The 23,521-nt window shown below is 70.0% G+C and carries 21 protein-coding genes and 1 tRNA gene; 10 read left to right on the top strand and 12 right to left on the bottom strand.

The window, feature by feature from the left end:
• The first annotated feature begins 7 nt into the window (after positions 1-7).
• Together MT347_RS01165 and MT347_RS01160 are read left to right on the top strand one after the other, a co-directional pair.
• The gene (locus MT347_RS01165; RefSeq protein ID WP_243497246.1) at positions 8-1,033 is read left to right on the top strand and encodes an agmatine/peptidylarginine deiminase; all 1,026 of its coding nucleotides are present in this window, start codon (positions 8-10) and stop codon (positions 1,031-1,033) included.
• Positions 1,034-1,225: 192 nt separating this feature from the next.
• A complete protein-coding gene (locus MT347_RS01160; protein WP_243497245.1) occupies positions 1,226-1,603 on the top strand; it encodes a PH domain-containing protein in 378 nt (125 codons plus the stop codon).
• A 101-nt stretch (positions 1,604-1,704) separates the two neighbouring features.
• Here the strand turns inward: MT347_RS01160 and MT347_RS01155 are convergent, their stop codons facing one another.
• Both MT347_RS01155 and MT347_RS01150 read right to left on the bottom strand, forming a co-directional pair.
• Positions 1,705-2,610 carry an alpha/beta fold hydrolase gene (locus MT347_RS01155; RefSeq protein WP_243497244.1) on the bottom strand — a complete coding sequence of 302 codons (906 nt, stop codon included), beginning with the start codon at positions 2,608-2,610 and terminating at the stop codon, positions 1,705-1,707.
• 33 nt (positions 2,611-2,643) lie between these two features.
• A complete protein-coding gene (locus MT347_RS01150; protein WP_243497243.1) occupies positions 2,644-3,339 on the bottom strand; it encodes a MerR family transcriptional regulator in 696 nt (231 codons plus the stop codon).
• A 383-nt stretch (positions 3,340-3,722) separates the two neighbouring features.
• On the opposite strand from MT347_RS01150, the gene MT347_RS01145 reads away from it, so the two are divergent.
• The 4 genes from MT347_RS01145 (at position 3,723) to MT347_RS01130 (ending at position 6,986) form a co-directional block, all read left to right on the top strand.
• On the top strand, positions 3,723-4,487 hold the full coding sequence (locus tag MT347_RS01145) for a DUF2520 domain-containing protein (RefSeq protein ID WP_243497242.1): 765 nt from the start codon (positions 3,723-3,725) through the stop codon (positions 4,485-4,487).
• Positions 4,488-4,489: 2 nt separating this feature from the next.
• Positions 4,490-5,371 carry a pantoate--beta-alanine ligase gene (gene panC, locus MT347_RS01140; RefSeq protein ID WP_243497987.1) on the top strand — a complete coding sequence of 294 codons (882 nt, stop codon included), beginning with the start codon at positions 4,490-4,492 and terminating at the stop codon, positions 5,369-5,371.
• On the top strand, positions 5,368-6,222 hold the full coding sequence (gene panB / locus MT347_RS01135) for a 3-methyl-2-oxobutanoate hydroxymethyltransferase (RefSeq protein WP_243497241.1): 855 nt from the start codon (positions 5,368-5,370) through the stop codon (positions 6,220-6,222). The genes panC and panB overlap by 4 nt, the downstream gene beginning before the upstream one ends.
• Positions 6,223-6,368: 146 nt before the next feature.
• Positions 6,369-6,986 (top strand): hypothetical protein, encoded by a 618-nt coding sequence (locus MT347_RS01130; protein WP_243497240.1) that lies wholly within the window; start codon positions 6,369-6,371, stop codon positions 6,984-6,986.
• Positions 6,987-7,026: 40 nt separating this feature from the next.
• Here the strand turns inward: MT347_RS01130 and MT347_RS01125 are convergent, their stop codons facing one another.
• The 5 genes from MT347_RS01125 to MT347_RS01105 all read right to left on the bottom strand — a co-directional run bounded on the left by MT347_RS01125 (position 7,027) and on the right by MT347_RS01105 (position 13,617).
• On the bottom strand, positions 7,027-7,284 hold the full coding sequence (locus MT347_RS01125) for a hypothetical protein (RefSeq protein ID WP_243497239.1): 258 nt from the start codon (positions 7,282-7,284) through the stop codon (positions 7,027-7,029).
• A gap of 117 nt (positions 7,285-7,401) precedes the next feature.
• Positions 7,402-9,921 carry a polynucleotide kinase-phosphatase gene (locus MT347_RS01120; protein WP_243497238.1) on the bottom strand — a complete coding sequence of 840 codons (2,520 nt, stop codon included), beginning with the start codon at positions 9,919-9,921 and terminating at the stop codon, positions 7,402-7,404.
• Complete coding sequence (locus tag MT347_RS01115) at positions 9,918-11,282, bottom strand: 3' terminal RNA ribose 2'-O-methyltransferase Hen1 (protein WP_243497237.1); 1,365 nt, start codon at positions 11,280-11,282, stop codon at positions 9,918-9,920. Before MT347_RS01115 ends, MT347_RS01120 begins: the two co-directional genes overlap by 4 nt.
• An 85-nt stretch (positions 11,283-11,367) precedes the next feature.
• Entirely contained in the window at positions 11,368-13,236 is a 1,869-nt protein-coding gene (locus MT347_RS01110) for a hypothetical protein (protein WP_243497236.1), read from the bottom strand.
• A gap of 291 nt (positions 13,237-13,527) precedes the next feature.
• Positions 13,528-13,617 (bottom strand) — tRNA-Ser (locus MT347_RS01105).
• Between the two features lie 257 nt (positions 13,618-13,874).
• On the opposite strand from MT347_RS01105, the gene MT347_RS01100 reads away from it, so the two are divergent.
• Both MT347_RS01100 and radA read left to right on the top strand, forming a co-directional pair.
• Positions 13,875-14,828, top strand: a complete 954-nt coding sequence (locus MT347_RS01100; protein ID WP_243497235.1) for an L-lactate dehydrogenase — start codon at positions 13,875-13,877, stop codon at positions 14,826-14,828.
• 229 nt (positions 14,829-15,057) lie between these two features.
• Entirely contained in the window at positions 15,058-16,425 is a 1,368-nt protein-coding gene (gene radA / locus MT347_RS01095; protein ID WP_243497234.1) for a DNA repair protein RadA, read from the top strand.
• A 594-nt stretch (positions 16,426-17,019) separates the two neighbouring features.
• On the opposite strand, the gene MT347_RS01090 is transcribed toward radA, so the two are convergent.
• The 4 genes from MT347_RS01090 to MT347_RS01075 all read right to left on the bottom strand — a co-directional run bounded on the left by MT347_RS01090 (position 17,020) and on the right by MT347_RS01075 (position 21,702).
• Positions 17,020-17,430 carry a dehydrogenase gene (locus MT347_RS01090; protein ID WP_243497233.1) on the bottom strand — a complete coding sequence of 137 codons (411 nt, stop codon included), beginning with the start codon at positions 17,428-17,430 and terminating at the stop codon, positions 17,020-17,022.
• Positions 17,431-17,810: 380 nt separating this feature from the next.
• The gene (locus MT347_RS01085) at positions 17,811-18,491 is read right to left on the bottom strand and encodes a hypothetical protein (RefSeq protein WP_243497232.1); all 681 of its coding nucleotides are present in this window, start codon (positions 18,489-18,491) and stop codon (positions 17,811-17,813) included.
• A gap of 100 nt (positions 18,492-18,591) precedes the next feature.
• Complete coding sequence (locus MT347_RS01080; protein ID WP_243497231.1) at positions 18,592-19,101, bottom strand: amino-acid N-acetyltransferase; 510 nt, start codon at positions 19,099-19,101, stop codon at positions 18,592-18,594.
• A gap of 75 nt (positions 19,102-19,176) precedes the next feature.
• The gene (locus MT347_RS01075; RefSeq protein ID WP_243497230.1) at positions 19,177-21,702 is read right to left on the bottom strand and encodes an ATP-dependent Clp protease ATP-binding subunit; all 2,526 of its coding nucleotides are present in this window, start codon (positions 21,700-21,702) and stop codon (positions 19,177-19,179) included.
• Between the two features lie 191 nt (positions 21,703-21,893).
• On the opposite strand from MT347_RS01075, the gene MT347_RS01070 reads away from it, so the two are divergent.
• Positions 21,894-22,520: a hypothetical protein gene (locus MT347_RS01070; RefSeq protein ID WP_243497229.1), complete on the top strand. Its 627-nt coding sequence runs from the start codon at positions 21,894-21,896 to the stop codon at positions 22,518-22,520.
• On the top strand, positions 22,517-22,750 hold the full coding sequence (locus MT347_RS01065; RefSeq protein WP_243497228.1) for a helix-turn-helix transcriptional regulator: 234 nt from the start codon (positions 22,517-22,519) through the stop codon (positions 22,748-22,750). The genes MT347_RS01070 and MT347_RS01065 overlap by 4 nt, the downstream gene beginning before the upstream one ends.
• Before the next feature lie 10 nt (positions 22,751-22,760).
• Here MT347_RS01065 and MT347_RS01060 read toward each other — a convergent pair whose 3' ends face one another.
• Positions 22,761-23,483, bottom strand: coding sequence for a hypothetical protein (locus tag MT347_RS01060; protein ID WP_243497227.1), 723 nt, complete (start codon positions 23,481-23,483; stop codon positions 22,761-22,763).
• Between the last annotated feature and the right edge of the window lie 38 nt (positions 23,484-23,521).

Here is a 23,521-nt window from a genome sequence, read left to right as displayed (position 1 = left end):
GACCGACATGTGGCGCATGCCCGCCGAAACCGCCCCGCACGAGCGCACCTGGATGGCCTTCCCCCGCGAGGGCGTCACCCTCGGCGACGGTACGGAGCACCGCGAACAGGGCTACCGGGCCTGGACCGAGGTCGCGCACGCGGTTGCGGAGTTCGAGCCGGTGACGATGGTCGTCGACCCCACCGAGCTGCCCCGCGCCCGGCGCATGCTCTCCGCCGAGATCGAGATCGTCGAGGCACCCCTGGACGAGTTCTGGATGCGCGACATCGGGCCCACCTTCGTCGGCGACCCCGACCGCCCGGGAGTCCTCGGCGCCGTCGACTGGATCTTCAACGGCTGGGGCGCCCCCGACTGGGCCGAGTGGCAGACCTCGGCCGGCATCGCCCGCGTCGTGGCCGAGCACCTCGGCGCTGAACGCATCGACTCGCTCCTCGTCGCCGAGGGCGGTGGCCTGCACGTCGACGGCACCGGCACCGTGCTGCTCACCGAGACCGTGCAGCTCGACCCGCGCCGCAACCCCTTCGCCGACCGCGCCCGCGTCGAGGCCGAGATGGCCCGCACGATCGGAGCGACGGATGCCATCTGGCTCTCGCGCGGACTGACCCGCGACTACGACGACCTCGGCACGAACGGCCACGTCGACATCGTCGCGACCTTCGCCTCGCCCGATCACGTTCTCGTGCACGAGCAGACGGATGCCACGCACCCCGACCACGAGGTCTCGCGCATCGTCCGCGCCGAGCTGTCGGACGCGTTCGCCTCCCTCGGCCGCTCGGTGACGATCACCGGCGTGCCCGCACCCGCGACTCTCCGCGACGACCACGGCTGGGTCGACTGGAGCTACATCAACCACCTCGTCACCAACGACGGCGTGGTGCTTTGCGGTTTCGGTGACGCGGCCGCGGACGCACGCGCCGCGGAGATCATCGCCGATGCCTACCCAGGGCGGCGGGTCGTCACGGTCGACGCGCGCCCCATCTTCGATCGCGGGGGCGGCATCCACTGCATCACGCAGCAGCAGCCGCGGGTCTGACACGAGCCGTACCCTGGCGCGCGAACCGGTCGAGCGCGGCGATCTGCCCGAGGACGGCGACGGCGCCCCGATCGACCCGTCCGGACCGGGCGGCTGAGGACTCTGTCCCGCCTCGGCCTCCTTGCGCGAGCGGCCGTCCCGCTACCGTGAAGACGACGCGCCAGGATGGGCGCCGGATGAAGGAGCCTCCCCGTGGTCGAAAACAGCCAAATCCTCTCGTGGACCCTCCAGCGTGAGATCCCCACTCCCAGCGACATCGCGCCGCTGCTCGTCGAGGGCGAGCAGGCGGTGGCGTCGTTCCAGACGTTCCGCGACTCCGCGACCTTCACGACGAAGCGGCTCATCGTCCGCGACGCGCAGGGCATCACGGGACGCAAGGTCGAGATCTACTCGCTGCCGTACTCGGCCATCGAGATGTGGTCGTCAGAGAACGCGGGTGGTCTCCTCGACCGCGATGCCGAGATCGAACTGTGGACGAAGGTCGGGCACATCAAGGTGAAGGTCACCAAGGGAGCCGACATCCGACGCCTCGACAGCCTCATCGCGTGGGCTGTGCTGCACAAGCACTGACGGTCGGGATCCCCGGGCTGCGGCGGCGGCGGCGACCTCCGTCTTCGCACTCGGGCCGTGCTCACGAGGATGCCGCGGGCCTCAGCTGTCGGTCGTGCTCGTCACGCACGAGGCGTCCGCGGGAGGGCGCTGTCGATGATGCGTTCCCTCACCTCGGGGACCGATTCGAGCAGGTGTCCGCGGTGGGGGATCGTCGACAGGCTGGCGTGGTGGAGCCTGCGTGCCAGCGTCTGCACTCCCCGGTGGGGCGACAGGGTGTCCTCGACGCCGTGCCAGATGACGACCGGCCGGGTGAGGTCTTCCGGGGAGAAGGGCCATCGCTGGGCGTGCAGCAGGATCTCGTCGGCGACCCCTCCCGTCCCACCCTCGGTGGCGCGCCGGAATCCTTTCAGCAGTTCTCCATCGCTCAGGCCCTCGATCAGTCGCGCATCCGACTGTTCGACCATCCGTCGCACGGCCCGAGCCGCGACCGCGGGAGACCTTCGGATGAGGCGGTCCTGGACGGACGCCTGGATGCGGGCGAGCACCCGCGACTTTCCCACGATGCGGTAGGCGAGGAGGTTTCCCGCGGACACGCCGTCCTGTTGCCCGTCGGTCCCGATCTCCACCCCGGTGCTGACGAGCACGCACCGGTCGACGCGTTCCGGCATCGCTGCCGCCACGGCCAACGCGTGCGGCCCCCCGCCGGAGACACCGAGGACCACGAAGCGGTCGATCCGCAGGTGGTCCACGACCGCCTCCACGTCGCGCGGCCAGTCGCGCAGTGTGCGCCACGGCATACGGTCGGATTCACCCATGCCGGGGCGATCGATGGCGATCCCCCGCGCTCCCGCTTCCCTCAACGCGCCGTCCCAGTCCTCGAAATCGGCGGCCGTCCCCGGCATCCCGTGATGCAGGAGAACAGGTACGCCGCCCGGATCACCCCACTCGACGAACGCGAGCCTGCGCGAGGAGCCCGGAATGGCGAGGTATGTGGAGGCATTCGTGGGGCGTCGATCATTGGTCATGCGCCCAACGTGGCGCCCTGCCGCGGGGCAAGGTCAAGACGACTTCGTCACCGTGACCCGAGCGAGCTCCGCCGTGGCACGTTCGCGATCGACGTCCGGACGCGCACCGCGGGCGACATGTTCCGCCGTCAGCGCCGCGACCAGAGCCACGGTTTCATCGGGGAGTGCAGCGATGAGCTGGTGCAGGCGGGCAAGGTCTGCTCCTTCGATCGACGTGCCGGTTCGGGACCGCTCGTACTCGGCGACGATCTGCTCGATCTGCTGGCGGACGGGGGGACGGAGGTCGAGGGCGAGCAGCGAACCGATGACCGCTGCGTCGAACAGCTGCTCCGGCGTGACCCCGGGGTCACCGGCTGCGTCATGCTCACCCCGGGGAGCGGCCGCCAACAGCATCGCCCAGGGGTCGGGTGATCCGAGAGCGCTCCCGAGGGACGCCCGCTGCGCGGTGAGGCGACGGATGTCGGCTTCGATGGTCGCAATCGCGTCCTCGATCTCCCCGACGAACGCGGAACGATCGTCCCAGCCCTCCAGCGCCGTTTTTATCGTCGGCAGGCTCATCCCGGCGGAGCGCAAGCGTCGCACCGTCAACAGACGTGCGACGTCATCTGCTCCGTAGGTGCGGTACCCGTTCGCGTCGCGGACGGGATCGAGCAGAACACCGACGCGGTGGTAGTGACGCACCGTCTTCGTCGAGACGCCCACCAGCCGAGCGACTTCCCCGATGTTCACTCCGACGCCTCCTTTTCGCCCGGGAACACGGCGCGGATGACGCCGCGGGCCACCATGATCCTCAGCCGACGCGACGCGCGTCCTCGCCGCGTACGACGGCATCCCCGGTGCACGGTACTCGATCGCGACCCCGCCTCCCTCGTCGGCGCACCGGGGCGATCCGCCGGCGACGGCCGCGTGATCGGGCTCATGCACGAGACCTCCGGGCGGCGGATGCCATCCGGCTCTCGCGCGGACTCCCCCGCTACGGCGACGACCTCGGCGCCAACGGCCACGTCGACATCGTCGCGACCTTCGTCACGCCCGAGCACCGCTCCACCGTGGGCGGGAGCGCGTACGGTGGGAGGCGGCGAAGCCGCCCCAGGGGCCGGCGCCACACGAATATGACATCACCTCCCCTCTCCTCCGCCCCGATGCTCTCGGGCGCCGTTCTCGTCGTCGGCGACGGCCGCATGGGACGCGCGCTCGTGGCCGCGCTGCACGCCGCCCAGGTCTCGGTCGTCGGCCCCGCCGGTCGGGGCGAATCGGGCGCGGATGCCGCGATCGTGCTGCTCGCGGTCCCGGATGCCGATATCGCCACCGCCGCGAGCGCCATCGCACCCGGCCGCACCGTGGGGCACCTCTCGGGGGTGCTCGACCTGTCGGTCCTCCATCCGCACGACGCCTTCAGCATCCACCCGCTCATGACGGTCACGGGCGCCGGCGCGTCGTTCGCAGGGGTCACCGCCGCCCTCGCGGGGACGACCGCCGCGAGCTTCGCGATCGCGTCGGCTCTCGCCGACTCCCTCGGGATGACGGGCGTGGAGGTGCGCGACCGCGATCGCGCGGCGTACCACGCGGCCGCCTCCGTCGCCGCGAACTTCCTCGTGACGCTCGAAGGCGTGGCCGAAGAGCTCGCCGCGACCGCGGGCATCAGCAGACAGGCCCTCGTCCCCCTCGTGCGCGCCGCCGTCGACAACTGGGCGGAACGCGGAGCGGTCGCAGCCCTCACCGGTCCGGTCTCGCGCGGCGACGACGCCACCGTGGCGCGGCAGCGGCGAGCCGTCGTCGAGCGTCTCCCCGACCGTGTGGCGCTCTTCGACGCGCTCGTCGACGCGACCCGCGACCTCGCCACCGCACAACGACCCCGAATCGAGTCCCTCCCGTGACCATTCGCATCGTGCGCACCGTCACCGAGCTGCGCGCCGCACTCGAACCTCACCGCTCCGGAGGAATCGGGTTCGTACCGACGATGGGCGCCCTCCACGAGGGGCACCTCTCGCTGCTGCGCGCCGCGGCTGTCGAGAACCCCACCGTGGTGCTGTCCATCTTCGTGAACCCGACGCAATTCGGCGAGGCCGCCGACCTCGACGCCTACCCGCGTACCGAGGAGGCCGACGTCGAGCTCGCGGCGAGCGCCGGCGCCCACGTCGTCTTCGCACCGTCGGCGGCCGAGATGTACCCGGCGGGCTTCGCCACGACCATCTCCGTCGGCGGCGCCGTCACCGCGACGCTCGAAGGCGCCGTCCGGGGTCGTTCCCACTTCGACGGGGTCGCCACGGTCGTCGCCACGCTGTTGCTCGCCGTCCAGCCCGACCGCGCGTACTTCGGCGCAAAGGACGCCCAGCAGGTCGTCGTCGTCCGGCGCATGGTCACCGACCTCCGCATCCCTGTCGCGATCGTCACGTGCCCTACCTCGCGTGAGGCCGACGGCCTGGCCCGCTCTAGCCGCAACGCGCGGTTGTCGGCAGAGGAACGTCAGCTCGCAGCGATCGTCCCGCGGTCGCTCCGCGCGGCTCAGGATGCCTTCGCCTCCGGCATCCGGGACGCCCACCGCCTCACCGCCCTCGTGCGCGAGGGGCTCGCCGAGGCCGGATTGGATGACGAGTACGTCGAGATCGTCGACGCCGACACCCTCGATCCGCTCACCGACGTCACGCGCCCGGCACTGCTCGCGCTCGCCGTCCGGGTGGGCACGGTGCGACTCATCGACAACGTGGTGCTCGACCCCGCGGTCGACGACCGCACCGCCGTCGAGAGGAGCGGCGCGTGACCCGCCGGAAGGTGTCGCTCCGCCGGCTCCGCGAGCTCGCCGCGGCGGGTACGCCTCTGGTCATGGTCACCGCCTACGACTACGCCTCGGGCCGGGTGGCCGAACGAGCGGGCGTCGACCTCGTGTTGGTGGGCGACTCCGGCGCGCAGGTGGTGCTGGGGCACCCCGACACCACGTCGGTGACGCTCGACGAGATGCTGATGCTGTCGAAAGCCGTCCGCCGGGCGCTTCAGACGCCCCTGCTGGTGTGCGACCTGCCATTCGGGTCGACCGAGTTGAGCGACGCGCAGGCGGTAGCGACGTCGATCCGTTTCATCCACGAGGCCGGCGCCGAGGCGGTCAAGATCGAGGGTGCGAACCCGACACGCCTGTCCCGCCTCCGGGCGATCGTCGAAGCCGGAATCCCGGTCGTCGGGCATGTCGGTCTCACCCCGCAGACCGCGACCGCGCTCGGAGGTCTCCGCGCCCAGGGACGCACCTCCGACGAGGCGGTCCGGGTCGCGCGCGACGCGCTCGCCGTGCAGGAGGCAGGGGCCTTCCTGCTCGTCATCGAGGCCGTGCCCGCCGACGTCGTCGACGAGATCCGCCGGGCCCTGCGCATCCCCGTCATCGGCATCGGCGCGGGAGCCGCGGACGGGCAGGTGCTCGTTCAACACGACCTGCTCGGCATCACGGAGGGCCGCGCGCCCGTCTTCGTGAAGCGCTACGCCGCCATCGGCGACGCGATGGTCGAGGGCGTCGCGGCGTACGCCCGCGAAGTGCGCGAGGGCGTCTTCCCCGCGAGCGAACACACGTACCCGGCCGCCGCCGAGGCCGCAGCAGCCGTGCGGACCTTCATCGACGGGCTCTGACCTTCGCCTGTCCATCCGGGCGATCGACGACGATCGATCGGACGTCGCCGTGGTCGACATGCGACGGGCCGTCGACCGCGGCCCCGCGACATCGCCGCAGGTGGGCGAGGATCGACTGCACGGGCGCACTGGGCGAAGATGCTGTCATGCGCCCCGCCTCACGTGCCCCGATCCTCGTCGGGCTCGCAGCGGTCGTCGCCCTCACCTCGACGGCCTGCGGGGGAACGCCGACGCCGGCTGACAGCGCCTCGATCGCCGAGAAGGCCGCCCTGCTCGACATCGACCCGGCGCTCGTCTTCACCACCCAGGTCGAGGGATACGACCTCGCACCGCAGTCGGTCGGACCGGCGAACGACGACGGCCTGTCGGCGACGTGGGTTGACGAACAGACCGCGGCCATAATCACCATCCGCACCTCGCCCGGAGAACCCGACGCGGCCGGCTGCGCGACGACACCGCTGTGGGACCTGCCCGACACCGCGGTCACCTGCACCGAGGAGTCCGGTCTGTGGCATCGCGAAGGCGGCGACGCGCACGAGTACTTCGCCACACGCGACGGCACGACCATCTGGGTGATCGGGCTGAACGGGACCCCCGCGGACGACGTCCGTGCCGCCGCCGAAGCAGTGCGCGTCCCGTCCGAGAGCGAGCTGGAGGCGCTGTTCTCCGACGCGCCGACCGAGGCGCGCGAACCGGTCGAGCGCGGCGACCTGCCCGAGAACGGAGACGGTGCCCCGATCGATCCGTCCGGACCGGGTGGCTGAGGTCGCCCGCCCGACGGATCCGATCCCGGCGACCGAGCGATTACAGGGGCGGGAAGTGCGCGATCTGGCGAGGTGCATGCGACCGCGGCGGGCTCCGGATCGGACCCGTCGCGCTTACGCCCGCCCCGTACTCCCGCGCGGCCTCGTCACCGCCCGGCTGGCCGTCGCCGTCGATCGGCTTGAAGTGTTCGCCCCTGCGCGGGGCCCCGAGACCACTACTCCGCAGCGTCAGCAAGTGGCCGCCTTCGTCGTCCCAATTCTCAGCGGCGATCTCGTCGTCGTTCTCCGTATCGCCCATAGTCCGGACTGTACGCCGCGGAGTGGGGTACGGATAGCCCACCCGGTGTCGGAGCCTCATCGAGGGGTCCCCTGGCCCAGGGGAGCACCCCTCGACGCACAGGCCGGTACCGCCCGCTCACAATCGAGGGTCGAGCGGGTCCGACTCCAACGCCAGCGCGCCGAACACGGCCTCGTGCACGCGCCACAGCGGCTCCCCGGCGGTCACGCGACGCAGGGCCTCGATCCCGAGCGCGTACTCCCGCGCCGCGAGGGAGCGCTTGCGGCCCACGTCGCGGTCTCGCAGGCGCGCGATGTTCGCGGGGGTGGTGTAGTCGGGCCCGTACACGATGCGGAGGTACTCACGACCGCGCACCTTGATCCCGGGCTGAACGAGGCCCTTCGCCGTGCGGGTCAGATTCGCGAACGGCTTGACGACCATCCCCTCCCCACCGGCGTCGGTCAGCTGCTCCCACCACGTCGTCGCGGCATTGGTCGATGCGGGGTCGCCGAGATCGATCCTCATGCGAGCGGTCGACATCACCAGGTCGGGCGCCACCTGCGCCAGCCGGTCGGCGACGGCGAGGTGCCAGCCGTGGTCCCGCTGTTCGAAGGTGTCGCGGCCCGCCGCGAGCACCTGGAACGGCGCGAACCCCACCTCATCGGCGGGGCCGACGTACCGCCGGTACGCCTGGCGGAAGCGGTCGACGTCGTCCGCGCGCACCCGGGTCCGCTCGGCCAGAGCGGTGACGTCGATTCCGGATGCCAGAGCGGCGGCCAGCACCTGTGCCGCGGCCCCCGTGGCCGCCGCACCGGCCGCGCCCACCGAGGCGAAGAGGTCGCGGATGAGCGGCCCGGCTTTGGCGGACCAGGGAACGATCTCGCCGTCGAGGAGGATCCAGTCCGCCCCGAGCTCGTCCCACAGCCCGGCGCGCTCGAGGGCATCGTCGAGGCGGGCGAGCATCGTCGCCTCCTCGTCGGCGGGGAAGAAGGCCCGCCCTGTGCGCGTGTGGACGACGCCCCGCCAGCCCTCGGGGGCGTCGAAGCGGGCGGGATCACGCGACACCAGCACCACGGCGCGGGAACCCATGTGCTTCTCCTCGCAGATCACGTCCGTGACGCCGTGGTCACGGAAGGAGGCGAAGGCCTCGTCGGGATGCTCGAGGAAGCCCTCCCTGGTCGACGTCGCCGGCGGCGACATCGTGGGCGGGAGATAGGTGAGCCATCGCGGGTCGACCGCCCAGCGGCTCATCGTCTCGAGTCCGCCCGCCGCCTGCTGTTCCTTGATGCTGACGCGCCCGATGATGCCCGTCTCGACGATCATCCTCCCCTGCACGTCGGCCAAGTGAAGGGCCCCCGGAGCGCGCTGCGGAGTCTCGCTGACGAGGGGCCGCACGGGTTCGTACCAGACTCGCTCGGCCGGAACCGCGACCACCTCCCTCTCGGGGTAACGCATGGCGCTCAGCGCACCACCGAACACGCATCCCGTGTCCAGGCACGCGGTGTTGTTGACCCATTCGACCGACGGGACCGGCGTGTGACCATAGAGCACCACGGCCGCGCCGCGGTAATCCTCCGCCCAGGGATAGCGCACGGGGAGGCCGAACTCGTCGGTCTCCCCCGTCGTGTCCCCGTACAGCGCGAAGGAGCGCACGCGTCCCGAGGCGCGACCGTGGTACTGCTCCTTGAGACCGGCGTGAGCCACCACCAGGCGCCCCTCGTCGAGCACGAGGTGCGAGACGAGGCCGTAGCAGAAATCGGCCACTCGCTCCCGGAACTCCGCCGACTCCCCGGCGAGCTGGGCGAGGGTCTCGGCGAGACCGTGCGTCGGCGTCACTCGCGCTCCCCGAAGCGCCCGGACGAGCTTCGCCTCATGGTTGCCGGGTACGGCCAGAGCGGATCCGGATGCCACCATTCCCATCGCGAGACGGAGGACGCCGACCACGTCGGGACCGCGATCGACCAGGTCCCCGAGGAAGATGACGCGTCGTCCCTCCGGGTGCACCGCATCCACCGCACGTCCCTCGTCGTCGTGGACGAGGGTGTATCCCAGGCACCCGAGCAGACTCCGCAGCTCCCCCAGGCAACCGTGCACGTCGCCGATCGCGTCGAAGGGGCCGTGCTCGTCGGACCGGTCGTTGAGCAGGCGCGTCCGCTCGATCTCGGCCGTCGCGACCTCGTCGAGCGTGCGCAGGATGTGCACCTTGCGGAAGCCCTCCTTCCCCAGGTGCCGCAGCCCCCGGCGCAACTGGTCGGACTGCCGCTTGACGGCGGCGGGTGGGATGAGACGGTCGGTGCGTTCGGCGTTGCGAGAGAGGCACGTCGACTCGGGGAGGTCGAAGACGATGGCCACCGGCAGCAGATCGTGCGCCTTGGCGAGCTCCACCAGACGGCGCCGGGACTCGGGCTGGACGCTGGTGGCGTCGATCACGGTCAGCAGACCGGCTTCGAGGCGCTTGCCCGCCACGTACTGCAGCGCGTCGAAGGCAGCGGGAGTCGCGGACTGGTCCGCCTCGTCGCCGGCGACGAGCCCGCGGAAGACGTCGCTCGACAGCGTCTCGTACGGCCCGAAATGCGCGCGGGCGAAGGTCGATTTCCCCGAGCCCGACGCCCCCACGAGAACGACGAGGGAACGTTCGGGGATGTCCAGCACGCTCATGCGGCGCTCTCCCGTCGAAGCAGTGCCAGTTGGGTGGGCGAGCCATGAACGGGGTGCTCCGGCCCGACCGGGCGGTACTCCGCCGCGTAACCGTGCCGAGCGGCGGCTGCGTCCACCCACTCCCGGAACTGCGCGCGCGTCCACTCGAACCGGTGGTCGTCGTGACGGAGCGCACCCGACGGCAGCCCGGGGTAGAGCGCGTTGTACTCCGCGTTCGGTGTGGTCATCACGATCGTCGCGGGCCGTGCGCCCGCGAGAACCGCATCCTCGAGCGCGGGCAGTCGCGACGGTTCGACGTGCTCGATGACCTCCATCAGCACCATCGCGTCCATGCCGCGCAGTCGGTCGTCGCGATAGACGACGGAACCGTGCAGCAGCTGGATGCGCTCCCGCTCGGCATCCGATGCTCTCTCGAGGCGTAGCGCACGCGCCGCATGCTCGAGCGAACGCGCGGAGACGTCGACGCCGACGATCCTCGAGAACGAGCGATCCGTCGTCAGCCGGGCGAGCAGAGCACCCTGCCCGCAGCCCATGTCCACGACGCTGCGTGCCCCCACGTCGGCGAGCGCCCGGATGACGGCGTCCGCCCGCGACTGCCGGAGCGGTGTCGCCGGGGCCTCGGGATCCGCTTCGAGGGTCTGAGAGACGAGCGAACCGTGATGCAGAAGGTACCGGCGCGTGATGAGCTCCCGCTCGGGGTGTTCGGGCAGCCAGCCCTCGCCCGCGCGTTCGAGCTTGGCGATCTCGTCGTCGCCGACCCAGTAGTGCTTCGCATCGTCGAGGACGGGGAGCAGCACATAGAGCTGGCGCAGAGCATCGGCCAAGCGCACGCGTCCCTTCAGCGTGACCGAACGGAAGCGCGAGTCACCCCACTCGGGAAAGGCCGGGTCGAGGGGGACCTGCTCCTGCGCGACACTCCACCCGCACGGAGCGAACAGGCGCTCGACCATGTCGTCGTCGCCGCGCACCGAGACGACGGGGATCTCGATGCGCAGCGGAAGCGGCGACGCGGCGAGGTCGGGGTAGGAGTCGCTGCGACCGGTCATCGCCGTGCGGAACACCGCGCCGATCGCGACCGCGAGCATGCTCGAGGCGACGTAGGGACGGTCGTTGATGTAGTGGTCGAGCGCGCCCGCGTCGCCGCGGAACCTCTTGTTGCGGACGAGGCCCACGGGGTCCACCTCGAGCAGCATCGCGAAGGTGCACCGCTCGGGCCGGGCCTCCGGGGCGAATACGTGGATGTCGCCGACCGGTGCGGTGAAAGTCTGCGCGCGGGCGGGGTGTTTGTGCAGGAGGTATCCCAGCACGGTGGCATCGGTCTCCGAGCCGTTGTCGGGCTCGTACGTCACGGTCACCAGCATCGGCGGATCCTTCGCGGGGGCATCTGCCCACTGTATGAGACGGGTGCTGCGGGCGCGGAGACGATCCCGGTCGCGGGAGGAGCCGTCATCCCCCATCCCCCGGGGCGTAGATCGCGAGGTATTCCGCGACCGGCATGCTCGAGCGTCGACGCGTGTGGAAGACGGCGCCGGCGTTCGCGAGGTGATTGACCGCGCCCTCGGCGAACTCCGGCCCGGCGACGAGGTGCCCACCGAACGATTTGAGCGCCGCGATCGCATGAGTCGTCGAGTGCTCGTCCGTTTCGTCTCCCCAATCGACGAGCACGAGGCGTTCGTGAAGCTGCCCGTCGATCCGGAGGATGCCGCGGGCGCAGTGCATCCGCGTGAAGGAGGGGTCCCGTTCCGTCAGAAGTCGTCGAGTTTTCTGCGCCGCAGGTCCGGAATCCCAGAGGAGCGACAGCGGAGTCGTTACGGACTCGACCTCGGGACGAAGACGCCGGACCGCCAACTGTGCGGTGAAGATCACATCGAGCGCGGCCTCGCGCAGAAGTCTTCGGTCGAACGAATCGGCGTCGGCCAGGATGGCGCCGTACGTCGTCCGACCCGCGACCACGATGGCCCCGACGGCCTCGAAGATGCGGTCCGGTGGCACATGACCCTTCGCCGCGAGCGCCTCCACGCGGGGCATCACGCGCAGGGCATGGTCGCTGAACGCATGCGCCCAGCGGAGCGCGACCTGCTCTCCCCTGGTCGCGAGCGCTGCGACAGCCTTGTACGTGGACATCAGATTGGCGCGACCGCCGAACGCGCCCACGAGTTCCCAGAACTCGTCGTCCGGCAGGGCCGCCTCGTGCGTGGCGTCGAGGCGGAGCGGCGGGCTGTAGGTCCAGGCATCCGTGTTCCCGGAGAAGAAGTCCGCGATGTCTTCGCACGCCGGGAGAGCGGAGTCCCAGACCAGGATCGGGCCCGACGCATCCCCCGAGAAGGGGAAGGTCGCGACGACCGACTCGGAGAGGGGCGGCGATTGGTCCGAGGTCTGCGGCGACTCGAGCTGCAGCCAGAACCTCTCCGTCCGGGTCCGCGCCGTGGAAGCGAACGTTCGGATCGTGCGTCCGCTGACGGCTGCCGTGATCGCCTCGCGGCCGGGGGGAAAGTGCCACTCCTCGTCGATCTCATCGGTCGGCTCGGCCGCTACCCAGACCGTCCGGCTCGTGACATCGGTGGTCAGGACGGCGACCTCGCCCGTGGACGAGATGACCGGAATCCGGTGCGCGGCGCGTTCTTCGAGCACCGCCCGCATGCCGGGCAGCGCCCACTCGAGATCGACATGAGCCGGTGTCATGCCTTTCATCGGCGTCACCGAGACCTTCTTCGCGGATGTCAGATGCAGCAGGGGCGAGTAGTCGGCGCTCGTGACGCGGGGGTCCCACCACAGTTCGTCGAGATGGGCGAACCCGCGGACGAAGTCGAGCGAGTCGGCATTCGAGCGTGCCCCGGTGATACCGCGGTGCACGTTGAGGAACCGCAACTCCGACAGCTCCGCGAGGGGCGCGTAATCCGTGAGTGCGCGCGCGTTGGACACCTCCAGCTTGCGGAGCTGGGTGAGATGACGCAGCGGCGAGAGATTCACGAGCGCACTCGCGCCGCCGAGTTCCAGGCAGCGCAGATCCTCCATCTCCTCCAGCGCCCGGAGGTCGCGATACGGGCCCCATTTCAGGGCCAGCGACTCCAGCTGGATCTGCGGCGCGAGCGCTCCGAGGAGGACGTCCGTGACCCGGCATGTCAGAGAGAGATGACGAACCGGCGAGGGCGTGCCGAAGAAGGCGATCCACTCGTCGAGGATCGCCAACCTCTCGCTTCGGCGTCGGTGCTCCCCGTTCGCCGCCGGCCACGCGGAGACCGCCACGGTCTCTTCGCCGTCGTACTGCTCGGGGCGGAGGAGCTCGCGCCCCGCGTACTCGTGTTCCCTGCCCATATCAGCACGATAGCGACGCACTCGAACGACGACGGCGAGTGGTCACAGGTCGATCAACGTCCCTGGGCAGCACAGCGAGAGTCGCGTCCCTGGAGACTCCCGCGTCGTCACCGCACGATGCGTACGACCACTACATCGCTCGGTTGGAGAGACGGCGCGACTGGTGGCGGGGCTTCGGTCGCGTCGTGACCGCCCTGATCCTCGGCGGCTTTCGTCCGCTCGATCGCCCCGAGCGCGTGGTCGTTCGATACGACGAAGGCCCCGCATCCGTGAGGATCGGGGCCTTCGTGGTGGCGGTGACGGTGGGATTTGAACCCACGGTAGGGGTGAACCTACACAACATTTCGAGTGTTGCACCTTCGGCCGCTCGGACACGTCACCGCCGGAAAGCTTACGACAGATGCGCGGATGCCGCGAATCGGCGCCCGCGAGCGGTGTCCCGGGCCCGCGCACGTGCCGAACTCCGGAGATTCGGCCCCGCGACCGCGCTGGATCGAGCCCTGGCCGCGGCCGGCGGCTCGATCTCCGGAGTTACGCACGGGCCCGCGCCCGGCCCACCCATCCGCCCGCGGCATCCGTTCGTCCACCGTCGAACGACCGCGCTGGAGGCTGCCCACGGCCGCTGCCAGGATCGAGCCATGAGCGTGATCGAGAACTCCAAGCTGACGGTCGTGGGTGCGGGAAGCGTGGGGGCGAGCGTCGCGTACGCGGCTCTCATCCGCGGCTCGGCGCGGCACGTCGCGCTCTACGACATCGCGACCGAGAAGGTCGAGGCGGAGGTGCTCGACCTCGCGCACGGGACGCAGTTCACCGGCTCCAGCGACATCATCGGCGGCAGCGACGTCTCGGTCGCCGCGGGCTCTCATGTCGTGGTGATCACGGCGGGCGCCAAGCAGAACCCCGGCCAGACCCGAACCGAACTCGCCGCGACGAACGCGCGCATCATCCGCGACATGCTGCCGAAGCTGCTCGAGGTCGCATCGAACGCCGTCTACGTGATCGTGACGAACCCCTGCGATGTGCTGACGGTGCTCGCGCAGGAGGCGACGGGCTTGCCGGCCCGCCGGATCTTCGCGTCGGGCACGGTGCTCGACACCTCGCGCCTGCGCTGGAAGATCGCGCAACGCGCCGGCGTCGCCACCTCCAGCGTCCACGCCTGGATCGTCGGCGAGCACGGCGACACCGAGTTCCCGCTCTGGTCGACCGCCACGATCGGATCGGTGCCCATCACCGAGTTCGACCTGCCGGACGGAAGCCGTTTCGACCAGGACGAACTGGATGCCATCGCCGTCGACGTGCGCGACGCCGCGTACAAGGTGATCAAGGGCAAGGGCGCGACCAACTACGCCATCGGTCTGTCGAGCGCGCGCATCGTCGAGGCGATCCTGCGCGACGAGCACGCGATCCTCCCCGTCAGCACCGTGCTGCAGGACTTCCACGGAGTCGACGGCATGGCCCTGTCGGTGCCGTCGATCGTCAGCGCGGCCGGAGCGGTCCCCGTCGCCGGCACGCCGTTCTCCGACGGCGAGGTGGCGCTGCTGCGCCGCTCCGCCGACGCGCTCACCGAGGTCGCCGACTCGCTGCGCAGCTGAGGTCGTCCTCCTCTTCGCAGTCCTGATCGGGAGTCGCGCGTGAAACGCCATCGGCTCTGCGCGGAGAAACGCGGTCGGCCCTGCGAGAAGCGTCATCGGCGCGCAGAAACGCCTTGACGCGACGTGTCTCGCCGCGAACATTGTTCGTCGGCGGTGATGGCGGCGGGATGCGGTACCCGGATGCCGCGAGCTCGACGGCGATGTCGGAGGCCCCGCGTAGCCTGAACTCATGGCATCCCGACGACCCGCTGCAGCCCCCGCTCCTTATCGCTGCACCGAGTGCGGGTGGACGACGCTGAAGTGGGTCGGTCGCTGTGGCGAGTGTCAATCCTGGGGCACCGTGGTCGAGGCGGCCGAGCAGACGGGAATCGTCCGCTCCCTGACGCCGGTGGTCCCCGGGGCGGCGCGCGCCGCCCGGCGCATCACCGAGATCGACACGCAAGACGCCCCTCGACGCACCAGTGGCGTGGGCGAATTCGACCGCGTGCTGGGCGGGGGGATCGTGCCGGGTGCGGCCATCCTGTTGAGCGGCGAGCCCGGCGTCGGCAAGTCGACCCTCCTCCTCGAGGTCGCCGCGCAGAGCGCCCGCGCAGGGCGCCGCGTGCTCTACGCCAGCGGCGAGGAGTCCGCGGCCCAGGTGCGTCTGCGTGCCGAGCGCACGGGCGCTCTGCACGACGAGCTGTTCCTCGCCGCCGAGACCGACCTCGCCACCATCCTCGGCCACATCGATCAGGTCGAGCCGGGGCTGCTCATCGTCGACTCCGTGCAGACGGTGTCGTCGGCTCACAGCGACGGCGCCGCGGGCCAGCCGGCCCAGGTGCGAGAGGTGGCCTCCGCCCTCATCCGGGTCGCGAAAGAACGAGGACTGCCTATCATCCTCGTCGGGCACGTCACGAAAGACGGGTCCATCGCCGGACCCCGCATCCTCGAGCACCTCGTCGACGTGGTGTGTCATTTCGAGGGCGACCGGCAGACCTCCCTGCGGTTCGTCCGCGCGCTCAAGAACCGCTTCGGCCCGACCGACGAGGTCGGCTGCTTCGACATGACCGGCACCGGCATCGCCGAAGTCGCCGACCCGAGCGCACTGTTCCTCGGCCACGGCGAGCCCGAGCCGGGCACCTGCGTCACCATCGCGATGGAAGGGCGGCGCGCCCTGCCGGTCGAGATCCAGGCCCTCGCCGTGCGCCAGACCGCCCCCAATCCGCGGCGCATCGTGAACGGCGTCGACTCCTCGCGGGTGGCGATGGTGCTGGCGGTGCTCGAGAGTCGCATGGGGCTCACGCTCTCCGATCGCGACGTCTACGTCTCGACCGTCGGCGGCGTGCGCCTGGTCGAGCCCGCCGCAGACCTCGCGATCGCCATCGCGGTGGCCAACGCCGTGAAGAACCGCAAAGTGTCGAAGCGACTCGCCGCCATCGGCGAGCTCACGCTCACCGGCGAGATCCGCAACGTCACCCAGGCCGCTCAGCGCGCGTCCGAGGCCAGGCGCCTCGGCTACCACACCGTGCTCGATTCCTCGTCGCGCAAGCTCGCCCAGGCGCTCAACGAGTTGCAGGTGCGGGGCATGCCCCGCGATGAGAGCCAGCCGGAGTTCTGAGCCCGGCTGACCGAGATCGGTCGGTCGAGCATGGCGTCTCTCGGCACCGCCGTAGCCGGGCCCCGCAGGCGCGGGTCAGCGTAGGGCCGCGGTCCGCGCTAGCGCTGTCTGCGGGTCAGCGTGAGGCCGCGGTCGGCGCTAGGGCTGTCTGCGAGTCAGCGTGAGGCCGCGGGTCGGCGCTGGAGGTGTCAGCGGTGCCTGCGAGTCAGCGCAGTGCTGCGGTTGGCGGCACCTGCTGGGTTGGCGCAGCGCGCACAGCCGGCGCCAGCGCCGCCTGCGGATCAGCGGAGCCTGCAGCCCAACCTCGTGCTGGCAGCGAGTGCGTGCCGGGCGGCGAAGCAACACCGCCAGGAAGTCACCGCCCGGGAGGAGCGGCCCGCCGGCGACGGTGCGGCGAGGTCATGCCCAGAACAGCGGGGATGACAAGTCCGGCGGCGCACACGGCACCGGCGATCAGGTACTCCATGCCCCGAGTCTTACACGAGGGCTTCACCCGCGCGAGTTCGAACCTTCACCCGCTGCCCCGATAGCCGACGCCTCGCACCCGCCGATCCGTCCGGCGAAGACTCGTCGTCGCGGTGGCGACGCGCTCGATCAGACGTCGAGTGCGGCGATCAGATCGACCGGTGAGGCCTGGATGGGATGCGGCCCGGCGATGTCGATGAAGACCGTGGTGATGGCATCCTGATGCGCGCCGAGGAACGCCCGAAGCCACTGCGGCGACTGCAGCGCCACGTGCGGGGGCAACGTCTCGGGCTTGTGCGCGGCGTCGCTGAAAAGGAGAAGGGCGACGTCGCCGCTGGCGGGATCGCGATAGGTCCAGACTTCACCGACGCTGAGGGGGTTGTCGGCGTCGCCCGGGGCCATGAGCGGGACCACGGTCGGCCCGTGCCGGAGGGCGAAGGCGACGGCGGCCATGTCCTGAGTCTGCAGGGCATCGGTGAGGGCGGTGTTCTTGAAGTCCACGTCGAGCTTCTTCCCCTTGCGCTTCCTGCCTGCGGCCATCCCCCGAGCCTATCCGCGGCCCCGCACCGCCCGGGGCCCGCAACCCTGCCATCCGTTTGCCCCGCGGCTGCCGGCAGCATCGCAGGGGCGGCACTTGGGGCCTCTCCGCAGCCTCACACCATCCGGTAAGCCGCGACTGTCCGCGTACCCATCCGCGCCGACGCCGAACGGCTACCCGCCGCGCCATGCCGGCCGTCGCGCCGCAGTTCACGCCACACGCGCGCACCGTGCCGGCGGAGGAGATACGGCGCAGGGAGGAGCCGCCGGCGCGAGAGGATCCTCCGCTCGCCGTATCTCCTCCCCCGGTCCCGCACCCGGACCGCGGCTCCGCTGACAGGCGCCTGCAACCTGTCACCCGCCTCCATCGAGACGACCTCGCGTCACTGCAGGACGAACGAGGCAGTGCCGGCCGACGGGATGCCGCCTATCGATACGCTCAGGTGGTAGGTCGACCCGCCGCCCGGTGCGTACGGTCGTTCGCCGTCGCACGAGCTGACCGACGAGCGCGTCCGATCCCACGTCAGTGGCGCGGAACTCGTGACCGCCTGCCCCGCGGCGAGCGTCACCTCCATGTCGCTCGGCTCCGATTGGCAGTCAGTCGAGCGCCACCACACATCGGAGCCGCTGGTCACCGTGAAGGACTGCGCGCTCGTGCCGACGTTCATCGTGCACGGGTTCGTCGATGTGTTCGTCAGACGGATCGACAGCTGCGGGTTCTCGCCCTGTGCGTACTCCGCCCTGTCCGACAGTGCCTCGACGGTGATGGTCCCGGCCGTGCATTCGACAGGACCCGTCGGCGCGCTCGGCGTCGGTGTCGCCGTCGGCTCCGCGGAAGCCGCCGGTGTGGCGGCCGTCGCCGTCGACGCGGAGGGCGTGCCCGCAGAAGGAACGCTCGCGGAGGGGGCGGGTGTGAGGGCGGCGGTCGGGGTGACACGCCAGGGCGGAGCCGCGACGAGCCACACGACGAGGCCGATCACGATCAGGGCGAGAAGCCCCGCCGCGAGACGACGTCGACGGTAGACCGCCGGGGACTGCCTCCGCCTACGGGGGGCATCGGTCATGGATCCAGGGTAGGCGTCCCGACTGTGACCACTCTCCACGGCACGCTCGGAATCAGCTGCTCGAGGCACCGCGAGCCGGGGCCGAGCGACCCGGTGACGTTCAGAGGTTCTTGAGCATCCGCGTGTTGCCGAGCGTGTTGGGCTTCACGTGCGCGAGGTCGAGGAACTCGGCGACGCCCTCGTCGGGGCTACGAACCAACTGCGAGTACACGTCGGGCGGCACCACCTGCTCGCCGATCTCCGAGAACCCACGGCGCGTGAAGAAGTCCACCTCGAACGTGAGGCAGAACAAGCGGGAGACGCCCAGCTCCCGTGCACGCTGCTCGAGCGTCTCGACGACGGCACGTCCGACCCCGAGGTGCAGCCAGTCATCGTGGACGATGAGCGTTCGGATCTCGCCCAGGTCTTCCCACATGATGTGCAGTGCGCCGCACCCGACCACGACCCCGTCGACCTCGGCCACGACGAACTGCTGTACCGAGCCGTAGAGCACCACGAGATCCTTGCCGAGCAGGATGCGTTTCTGCACGAAGGGCTCGAGCAACTCGTGGATGCGACGGACGTCGGCGGTCCCGGCGGGGCGGACGACGAACGACGCGGATGGAGTCATCGTCCCAGCGTACGCCGCGACAGCGAAGGGACCCGGATGCCATGGCATCCGGGTCCCTGTCGTGTCTGCGACGCGTCAGCTACCGGCGAGGGTGTCGGGCGTTGCGGCGATCTCGCCGACCGTCCCGACGCCGAGCGCGACCTTCTCGCCGCGCGGGCTGGTCTCGAACGAGAACTGACCGTTCTCGACGCTCACCTTGACATGGTCGCCGGCCTCGAGCTCGCCGTGCAGGATCTTCTCGCTGAGGCGGTCTTCGACCTCGCGCTGCATGGCGCGACGGAGCGGACGGGCGCCGAGGGTCGGATCGAAGCCGATCTCGATGAGCTTGTCCTTCGCGTCGTCCGACAACTCCACCGTCATGTCGCGATCGAGCAGACGGTCGGCCAGACGCTTCACGAACAGCCCGACGATCTGCCGAAGCTCGGGCTTGCTCAGCTGCGGGAAGACGATGACGTCGTCGACGCGGTTGAGGAACTCGGGCTTGAAGTGACGCTTGAGTTCTTCGTCGACCTTGCCCTTCATCCGCTCGTACGACGTCTGGGCGTTGCCCTCGACCTGGAAGCCCACCGGGCCTCCGGCGATCGCCGACGAACCGAGGTTCGTCGTCATGATGATCACCGTGTTCTTGAAGTCGATGACACGACCCTGACCGTCGGTCAGACGCCCCTCTTCGAGGATCTGCAGCAGGGAGTTGAAGATGTCGGGGTGGGCCTTCTCGATCTCGTCGAAGAGCACGACCGAGAACGGCTTGCGGCGCACCTTCTCTGTGAGCTGACCACCCTCTTCGAAGCCGACGAACCCGGGAGGGGCACCGAACAGACGCGAGACGGTGTGCTTCTCACCGAACTCCGACATGTCGAGCGAGATCAATGCGCCCTCGTCGTCGAAGAGGAACTCCGCGAGCGCCTTTGCGAGCTCGGTCTTTCCGACACCCGTGGGGCCGGCGAAGATGAACGAGCCCGAGGGACGCTTCGGGTCCTTGAGGCCGGCCCGCTGACGACGGATCGTCCGCGAGAGGGCCGCGATCGCCTCTTCCTGGCCGATGACGCGCTGGTGCAACGCCTTCTCCATGAACATGAGACGGCTGGACTCTTCTTCGGTGAGCTTGAACACCGGGATGCCGGTCGCCTGGGCGAGCACCTCGGCGATCAGACCCTCGTCGACCACCGCGTGGGAGGCGACATCGCCCGAACGCCACTGCTTCTCGAGGCGCAGGCGCTCAGCGAGCAGCGACTTCTCCTCGTCACGCAACGAGGCGGCCTTTTCGAAGTCCTGCTCTTCGGAGGCCAACTCCTTCTGCTCGCGGACCTTGGCGATCTTCTCGTCGAACTCGCGCAGCTCCGGCGGCGACGAGAGGATCGACAGGCGCAGGCGCGCGCCGGCCTCATCGATCAGGTCGATCGCTTTGTCGGGAAGGAACCGGTCGCTGATGTAGCGGTCGGCGAGGTTCGCCGCGGCGACGATGGCGCCGTCGGTGATCTGCACCTTGTGGTGCGCCTCGTAACGGTCGCGCAGACCCTTCAAGATGTTGATCGCATGGGGCAGGCTGGGCTCGGCCACCTGGATCGGCTGGAAGCGACGCTCGAGCGCGGCATCCTTCTCGAAGTGCTTGCGGTACTCGTCCAGCGTGGTGGCACCGATGGTCTGGAGCTCGCCCCGGGCCAGGAGGGGCTTGAGGATCGAAGCGGCGTCGATCGCCCCCTCGGCGGCACCGGCACCCACCAGGGTGTGGATCTCGTCGATGAACACGATGATGTCGCCGCGCGTGCGGATCTCTTTCGTGACCTTCTTCAGGCGCTCCTCGAAGTCACCGCGGTACCGCGAGCCGGCGATGAGCGAACCGAGGTCGAGCGAGTAGACCTGCTTGTCCTTGAGCGTTTCGGGCACGTCGCCCTTGACGATGGCCTGTGCGAGTCCCTCGACGACCGCCGTCTTGCCGACGCCGGGCTCACCGATGAGGACGGGGTTGTTCTTCGAACGGCGCGACAGGATCTGCATCACGCGCTCGATCTCTTTCTCGCGCCCGATGACGGGGTCGAGCTTGTTGTCGCGCGCGGCCTGCGTGAGGTTGCGACCGAACTGGTCGAGCACGGCGGATCCACCCTGTGCCGCGCCCTGGGTCTGCTCGCCGGCACCGGATGCCACGCCCGCGGGCTCCTTGCCCTGGTAACCCGAGAGCAGCTGGATCACCTGCTGGCGCACCTTGTTCAGATCGGCGCCGAGCTTGACCAGCACCTGGGCGGCGACGCCCTCGCCCTCGCGGATGAGACCGAGCAGGATGTGCTCGGTGCCGATGTAGTTGTGGCCGAGCTGCAGCGCTTCGCGCAGTGACAGCTCGAGAACCTTCTTGGCACGCGGAGTGAAGGGGATGTGACCGGTGGGCTGCTGCTGCCCCTGTCCGATGATGTCCTGCACCTGCTCGCGCACGGCGTCGAGCGAGATACCCAGCGACTCCAGCGCCTTGGCAGCCACGCCTTCGCCCTCGTGAATGAGGCCGAGAAGGATGTGCTCGGTGCCGATGTAGTTGTGGTTCAGCATCTTCGCCTCTTCTTGGGCGAGCACCACCACACGACGAGCACGATCGGTGAATCTTTCGAACATCCTCAGTCCCTCCAAAAATGGGCTGACAGGCACGCCTCCGCGCGCCGTACATCGAGAGTAACCAGCGGCCGGACGCCAGGGACGCGTGTTCGCCGTGGGCATACCGCCGGGGCGACCGGTCTTGCAGAACGTATCGACAGTCGTTACATTATCGACAATCAATAGCATCGATCATCGATAAGGAGCGCCTCATGGCATCCCCCCGATCCATCTCCGGCCCCCTCTCCCGCGGTGACACCGTGGGCTTCGTCCTCTTCCTCGTCGGCGGCCTTGCGATCGCCGTCGCCTCCGTCGTGCAGACCGTGATCAACCTGGCGAACGTCCTTCCCAATCGCGACATCACTCTGCTGGCACCCTTCGTCGCGACCGAGGCGCAGGCGCCGCTCGGCCCGAACGGGGCGGCGGTAACGGTCCAGTTGGATTCCGCCTCGGTGACGGTGGCATCGCTGCAGGCCCCGTCCCTCGTGGCGCTCGTCATCAGCCACACGCTCTTCGCCGTCACGATGGTGACCGTGGTGACACTGCTGCTGGTCTTGTGCCTTGGCATCCTGCGCGGGCGCATCTTCTCTCGCGCGCACACCGCGCTCGTGACCGGGGCCGGCATCGTCGCCATCACGGGCATGTACTTCGTGCCGTTCTTCCACAACATGGCCGTGAACGGTGCGCTCGCTCTGGTGTCCGACGGCACGTACGACCGCGCCGTCGTCGGGACGGTAGACGTCCTCACCATCTTCACTGTCGCATTCGTCGTCGCCCTCGCCGGCACCGTCTTCGCCGTCGGCGACCGCCTCCAGCGCGACACGGAGGGTCTCGTATGACCCCGGCACCCGCGGAAGAGGGGCCGAGCGGCATCCACTGCCGCCTCGACGAGCTCCTCGATGCCCGCAGCATGACCCTCACCCGCCTCAGCGAATTGGTCGGGGTCTCGGTGGTGAACCTGTCGGTGCTGAAGAACGACCGCGCCCGGGCCATTCGCTATTCCACGCTCGCCGCGATCTGCCGTGTCCTGGAGTGCGAGGTCGGCGACCTGCTCGTGGTGGAGCGCTGACGCCGCCGCGTCAGCGTGTGCCGAGGACGGGGACGGGGCCTTCGACCTGGACGTTCCCCCCGGACAGCACGAGGGACACGGAGCCGTCGCCCGCCTCGGCCCCCACGTCGGCCAGCGTCACGCGCGCGGCGTAGTCCATCGTGCAGACCTGGTCGGCGGGCGGCGTGGCGAACTGCACCGCCACGTCACTTCCGTCGGTGCTCACCGACTCGACGGTCGGAACGCAGCTCGAACTGCCGTACGTGACGATCGCGACGAGCGTCGAGCTCACCCAGCCGGCGCTCGGCGCGAAGTCCTCGGATGCCGCGGGCACCTCCGCCAGCCCGGTAAGGGTCGTCTCGCCCTCCGCGGCCCCCGTCACCCGCACGGCGAGGTCGGCGGTCGCGTCGGTTCCCGCCGGAAGCCCCACCAGCGTGGCGCGCGGCGCCATGTCTCGCGTGCAGGGCTCCTGCGACGGCTCGACGAGATCGACCGTGAGAGCCCCGTCGGCGATCTGCGGCTCGGCGCTCACAGCGGGGACGCACGACGAACTGCCGTACGTGACCACCGCGATTGCGCGGCCCGCATCGACCCACGCGGCTCCGACGTCGCCCGCGGGCTCCGCGGTCGCGGCATCCGGGGGCGAAGACGATGACGGCGCCGACGCCGCGCCGGAGGCGCAGCCGGTCAGGGCTCCGGCGGTGAGCATGCCCGCACCCAGCAGGCCGATGAGAGTCAAACGACGGCGGGACATGAAAACCTCCGGGGGACGGTTCGGTTCCGACCCATGAT

Origin of the sequence: Microbacterium sp. VKM Ac-2923, assembly GCF_022815605.1 — a bacterium.
GTDB lineage: Bacteria > Actinomycetota > Actinomycetes > Actinomycetales > Microbacteriaceae > Microbacterium.
The sequence above is the reverse complement of the archived record's forward strand: the minus strand, read 5'-3'. Positions and strand labels throughout refer to the sequence as shown.

What these genes read in the sequence shown, in the direction of transcription:
- MT347_RS01165 (WP_243497246.1), top strand. Translation starts at nt 8, where the DNA reads ATGTGGCGCATGCCCGCCGAAACCGCCCCGCACGAGCGCACCTGGATG.
- MT347_RS01155 (WP_243497244.1), bottom strand. Translation starts at nt 2,610, where the DNA reads ATGACCAATGATCGACGCCCCACGAATGCCTCCACATACCTCGCCATT.
- MT347_RS01145 (WP_243497242.1), top strand. Translation starts at nt 3,723, where the DNA reads ATGACATCACCTCCCCTCTCCTCCGCCCCGATGCTCTCGGGCGCCGTT.
- MT347_RS01130 (WP_243497240.1), top strand. Translation starts at nt 6,369, where the DNA reads ATGCGCCCCGCCTCACGTGCCCCGATCCTCGTCGGGCTCGCAGCGGTC.
- MT347_RS01125 (WP_243497239.1), bottom strand. Translation starts at nt 7,284, where the DNA reads ATGGGCGATACGGAGAACGACGACGAGATCGCCGCTGAGAATTGGGAC.
- MT347_RS01120 (WP_243497238.1), bottom strand. Translation starts at nt 9,921, where the DNA reads ATGAGCGTGCTGGACATCCCCGAACGTTCCCTCGTCGTTCTCGTGGGG.
- MT347_RS01115 (WP_243497237.1), bottom strand. Translation starts at nt 11,282, where the DNA reads ATGCTGGTGACCGTGACGTACGAGCCCGACAACGGCTCGGAGACCGAT.
- MT347_RS01110 (WP_243497236.1), bottom strand. Translation starts at nt 13,236, where the DNA reads ATGGGCAGGGAACACGAGTACGCGGGGCGCGAGCTCCTCCGCCCCGAG.
- MT347_RS01100 (WP_243497235.1), top strand. Translation starts at nt 13,875, where the DNA reads ATGAGCGTGATCGAGAACTCCAAGCTGACGGTCGTGGGTGCGGGAAGC.
- radA (WP_243497234.1), top strand. Translation starts at nt 15,058, where the DNA reads ATGGCATCCCGACGACCCGCTGCAGCCCCCGCTCCTTATCGCTGCACC.
- MT347_RS01090 (WP_243497233.1), bottom strand. Translation starts at nt 17,430, where the DNA reads ATGGCCGCAGGCAGGAAGCGCAAGGGGAAGAAGCTCGACGTGGACTTC.
- MT347_RS01085 (WP_243497232.1), bottom strand. Translation starts at nt 18,491, where the DNA reads ATGACCGATGCCCCCCGTAGGCGGAGGCAGTCCCCGGCGGTCTACCGT.
- MT347_RS01080 (WP_243497231.1), bottom strand. Translation starts at nt 19,101, where the DNA reads ATGACTCCATCCGCGTCGTTCGTCGTCCGCCCCGCCGGGACCGCCGAC.
- MT347_RS01075 (WP_243497230.1), bottom strand. Translation starts at nt 21,702, where the DNA reads ATGTTCGAAAGATTCACCGATCGTGCTCGTCGTGTGGTGGTGCTCGCC.
- MT347_RS01070 (WP_243497229.1), top strand. Translation starts at nt 21,894, where the DNA reads ATGGCATCCCCCCGATCCATCTCCGGCCCCCTCTCCCGCGGTGACACC.
- MT347_RS01065 (WP_243497228.1), top strand. Translation starts at nt 22,517, where the DNA reads ATGACCCCGGCACCCGCGGAAGAGGGGCCGAGCGGCATCCACTGCCGC.
- MT347_RS01060 (WP_243497227.1), bottom strand. Translation starts at nt 23,483, where the DNA reads ATGTCCCGCCGTCGTTTGACTCTCATCGGCCTGCTGGGTGCGGGCATG.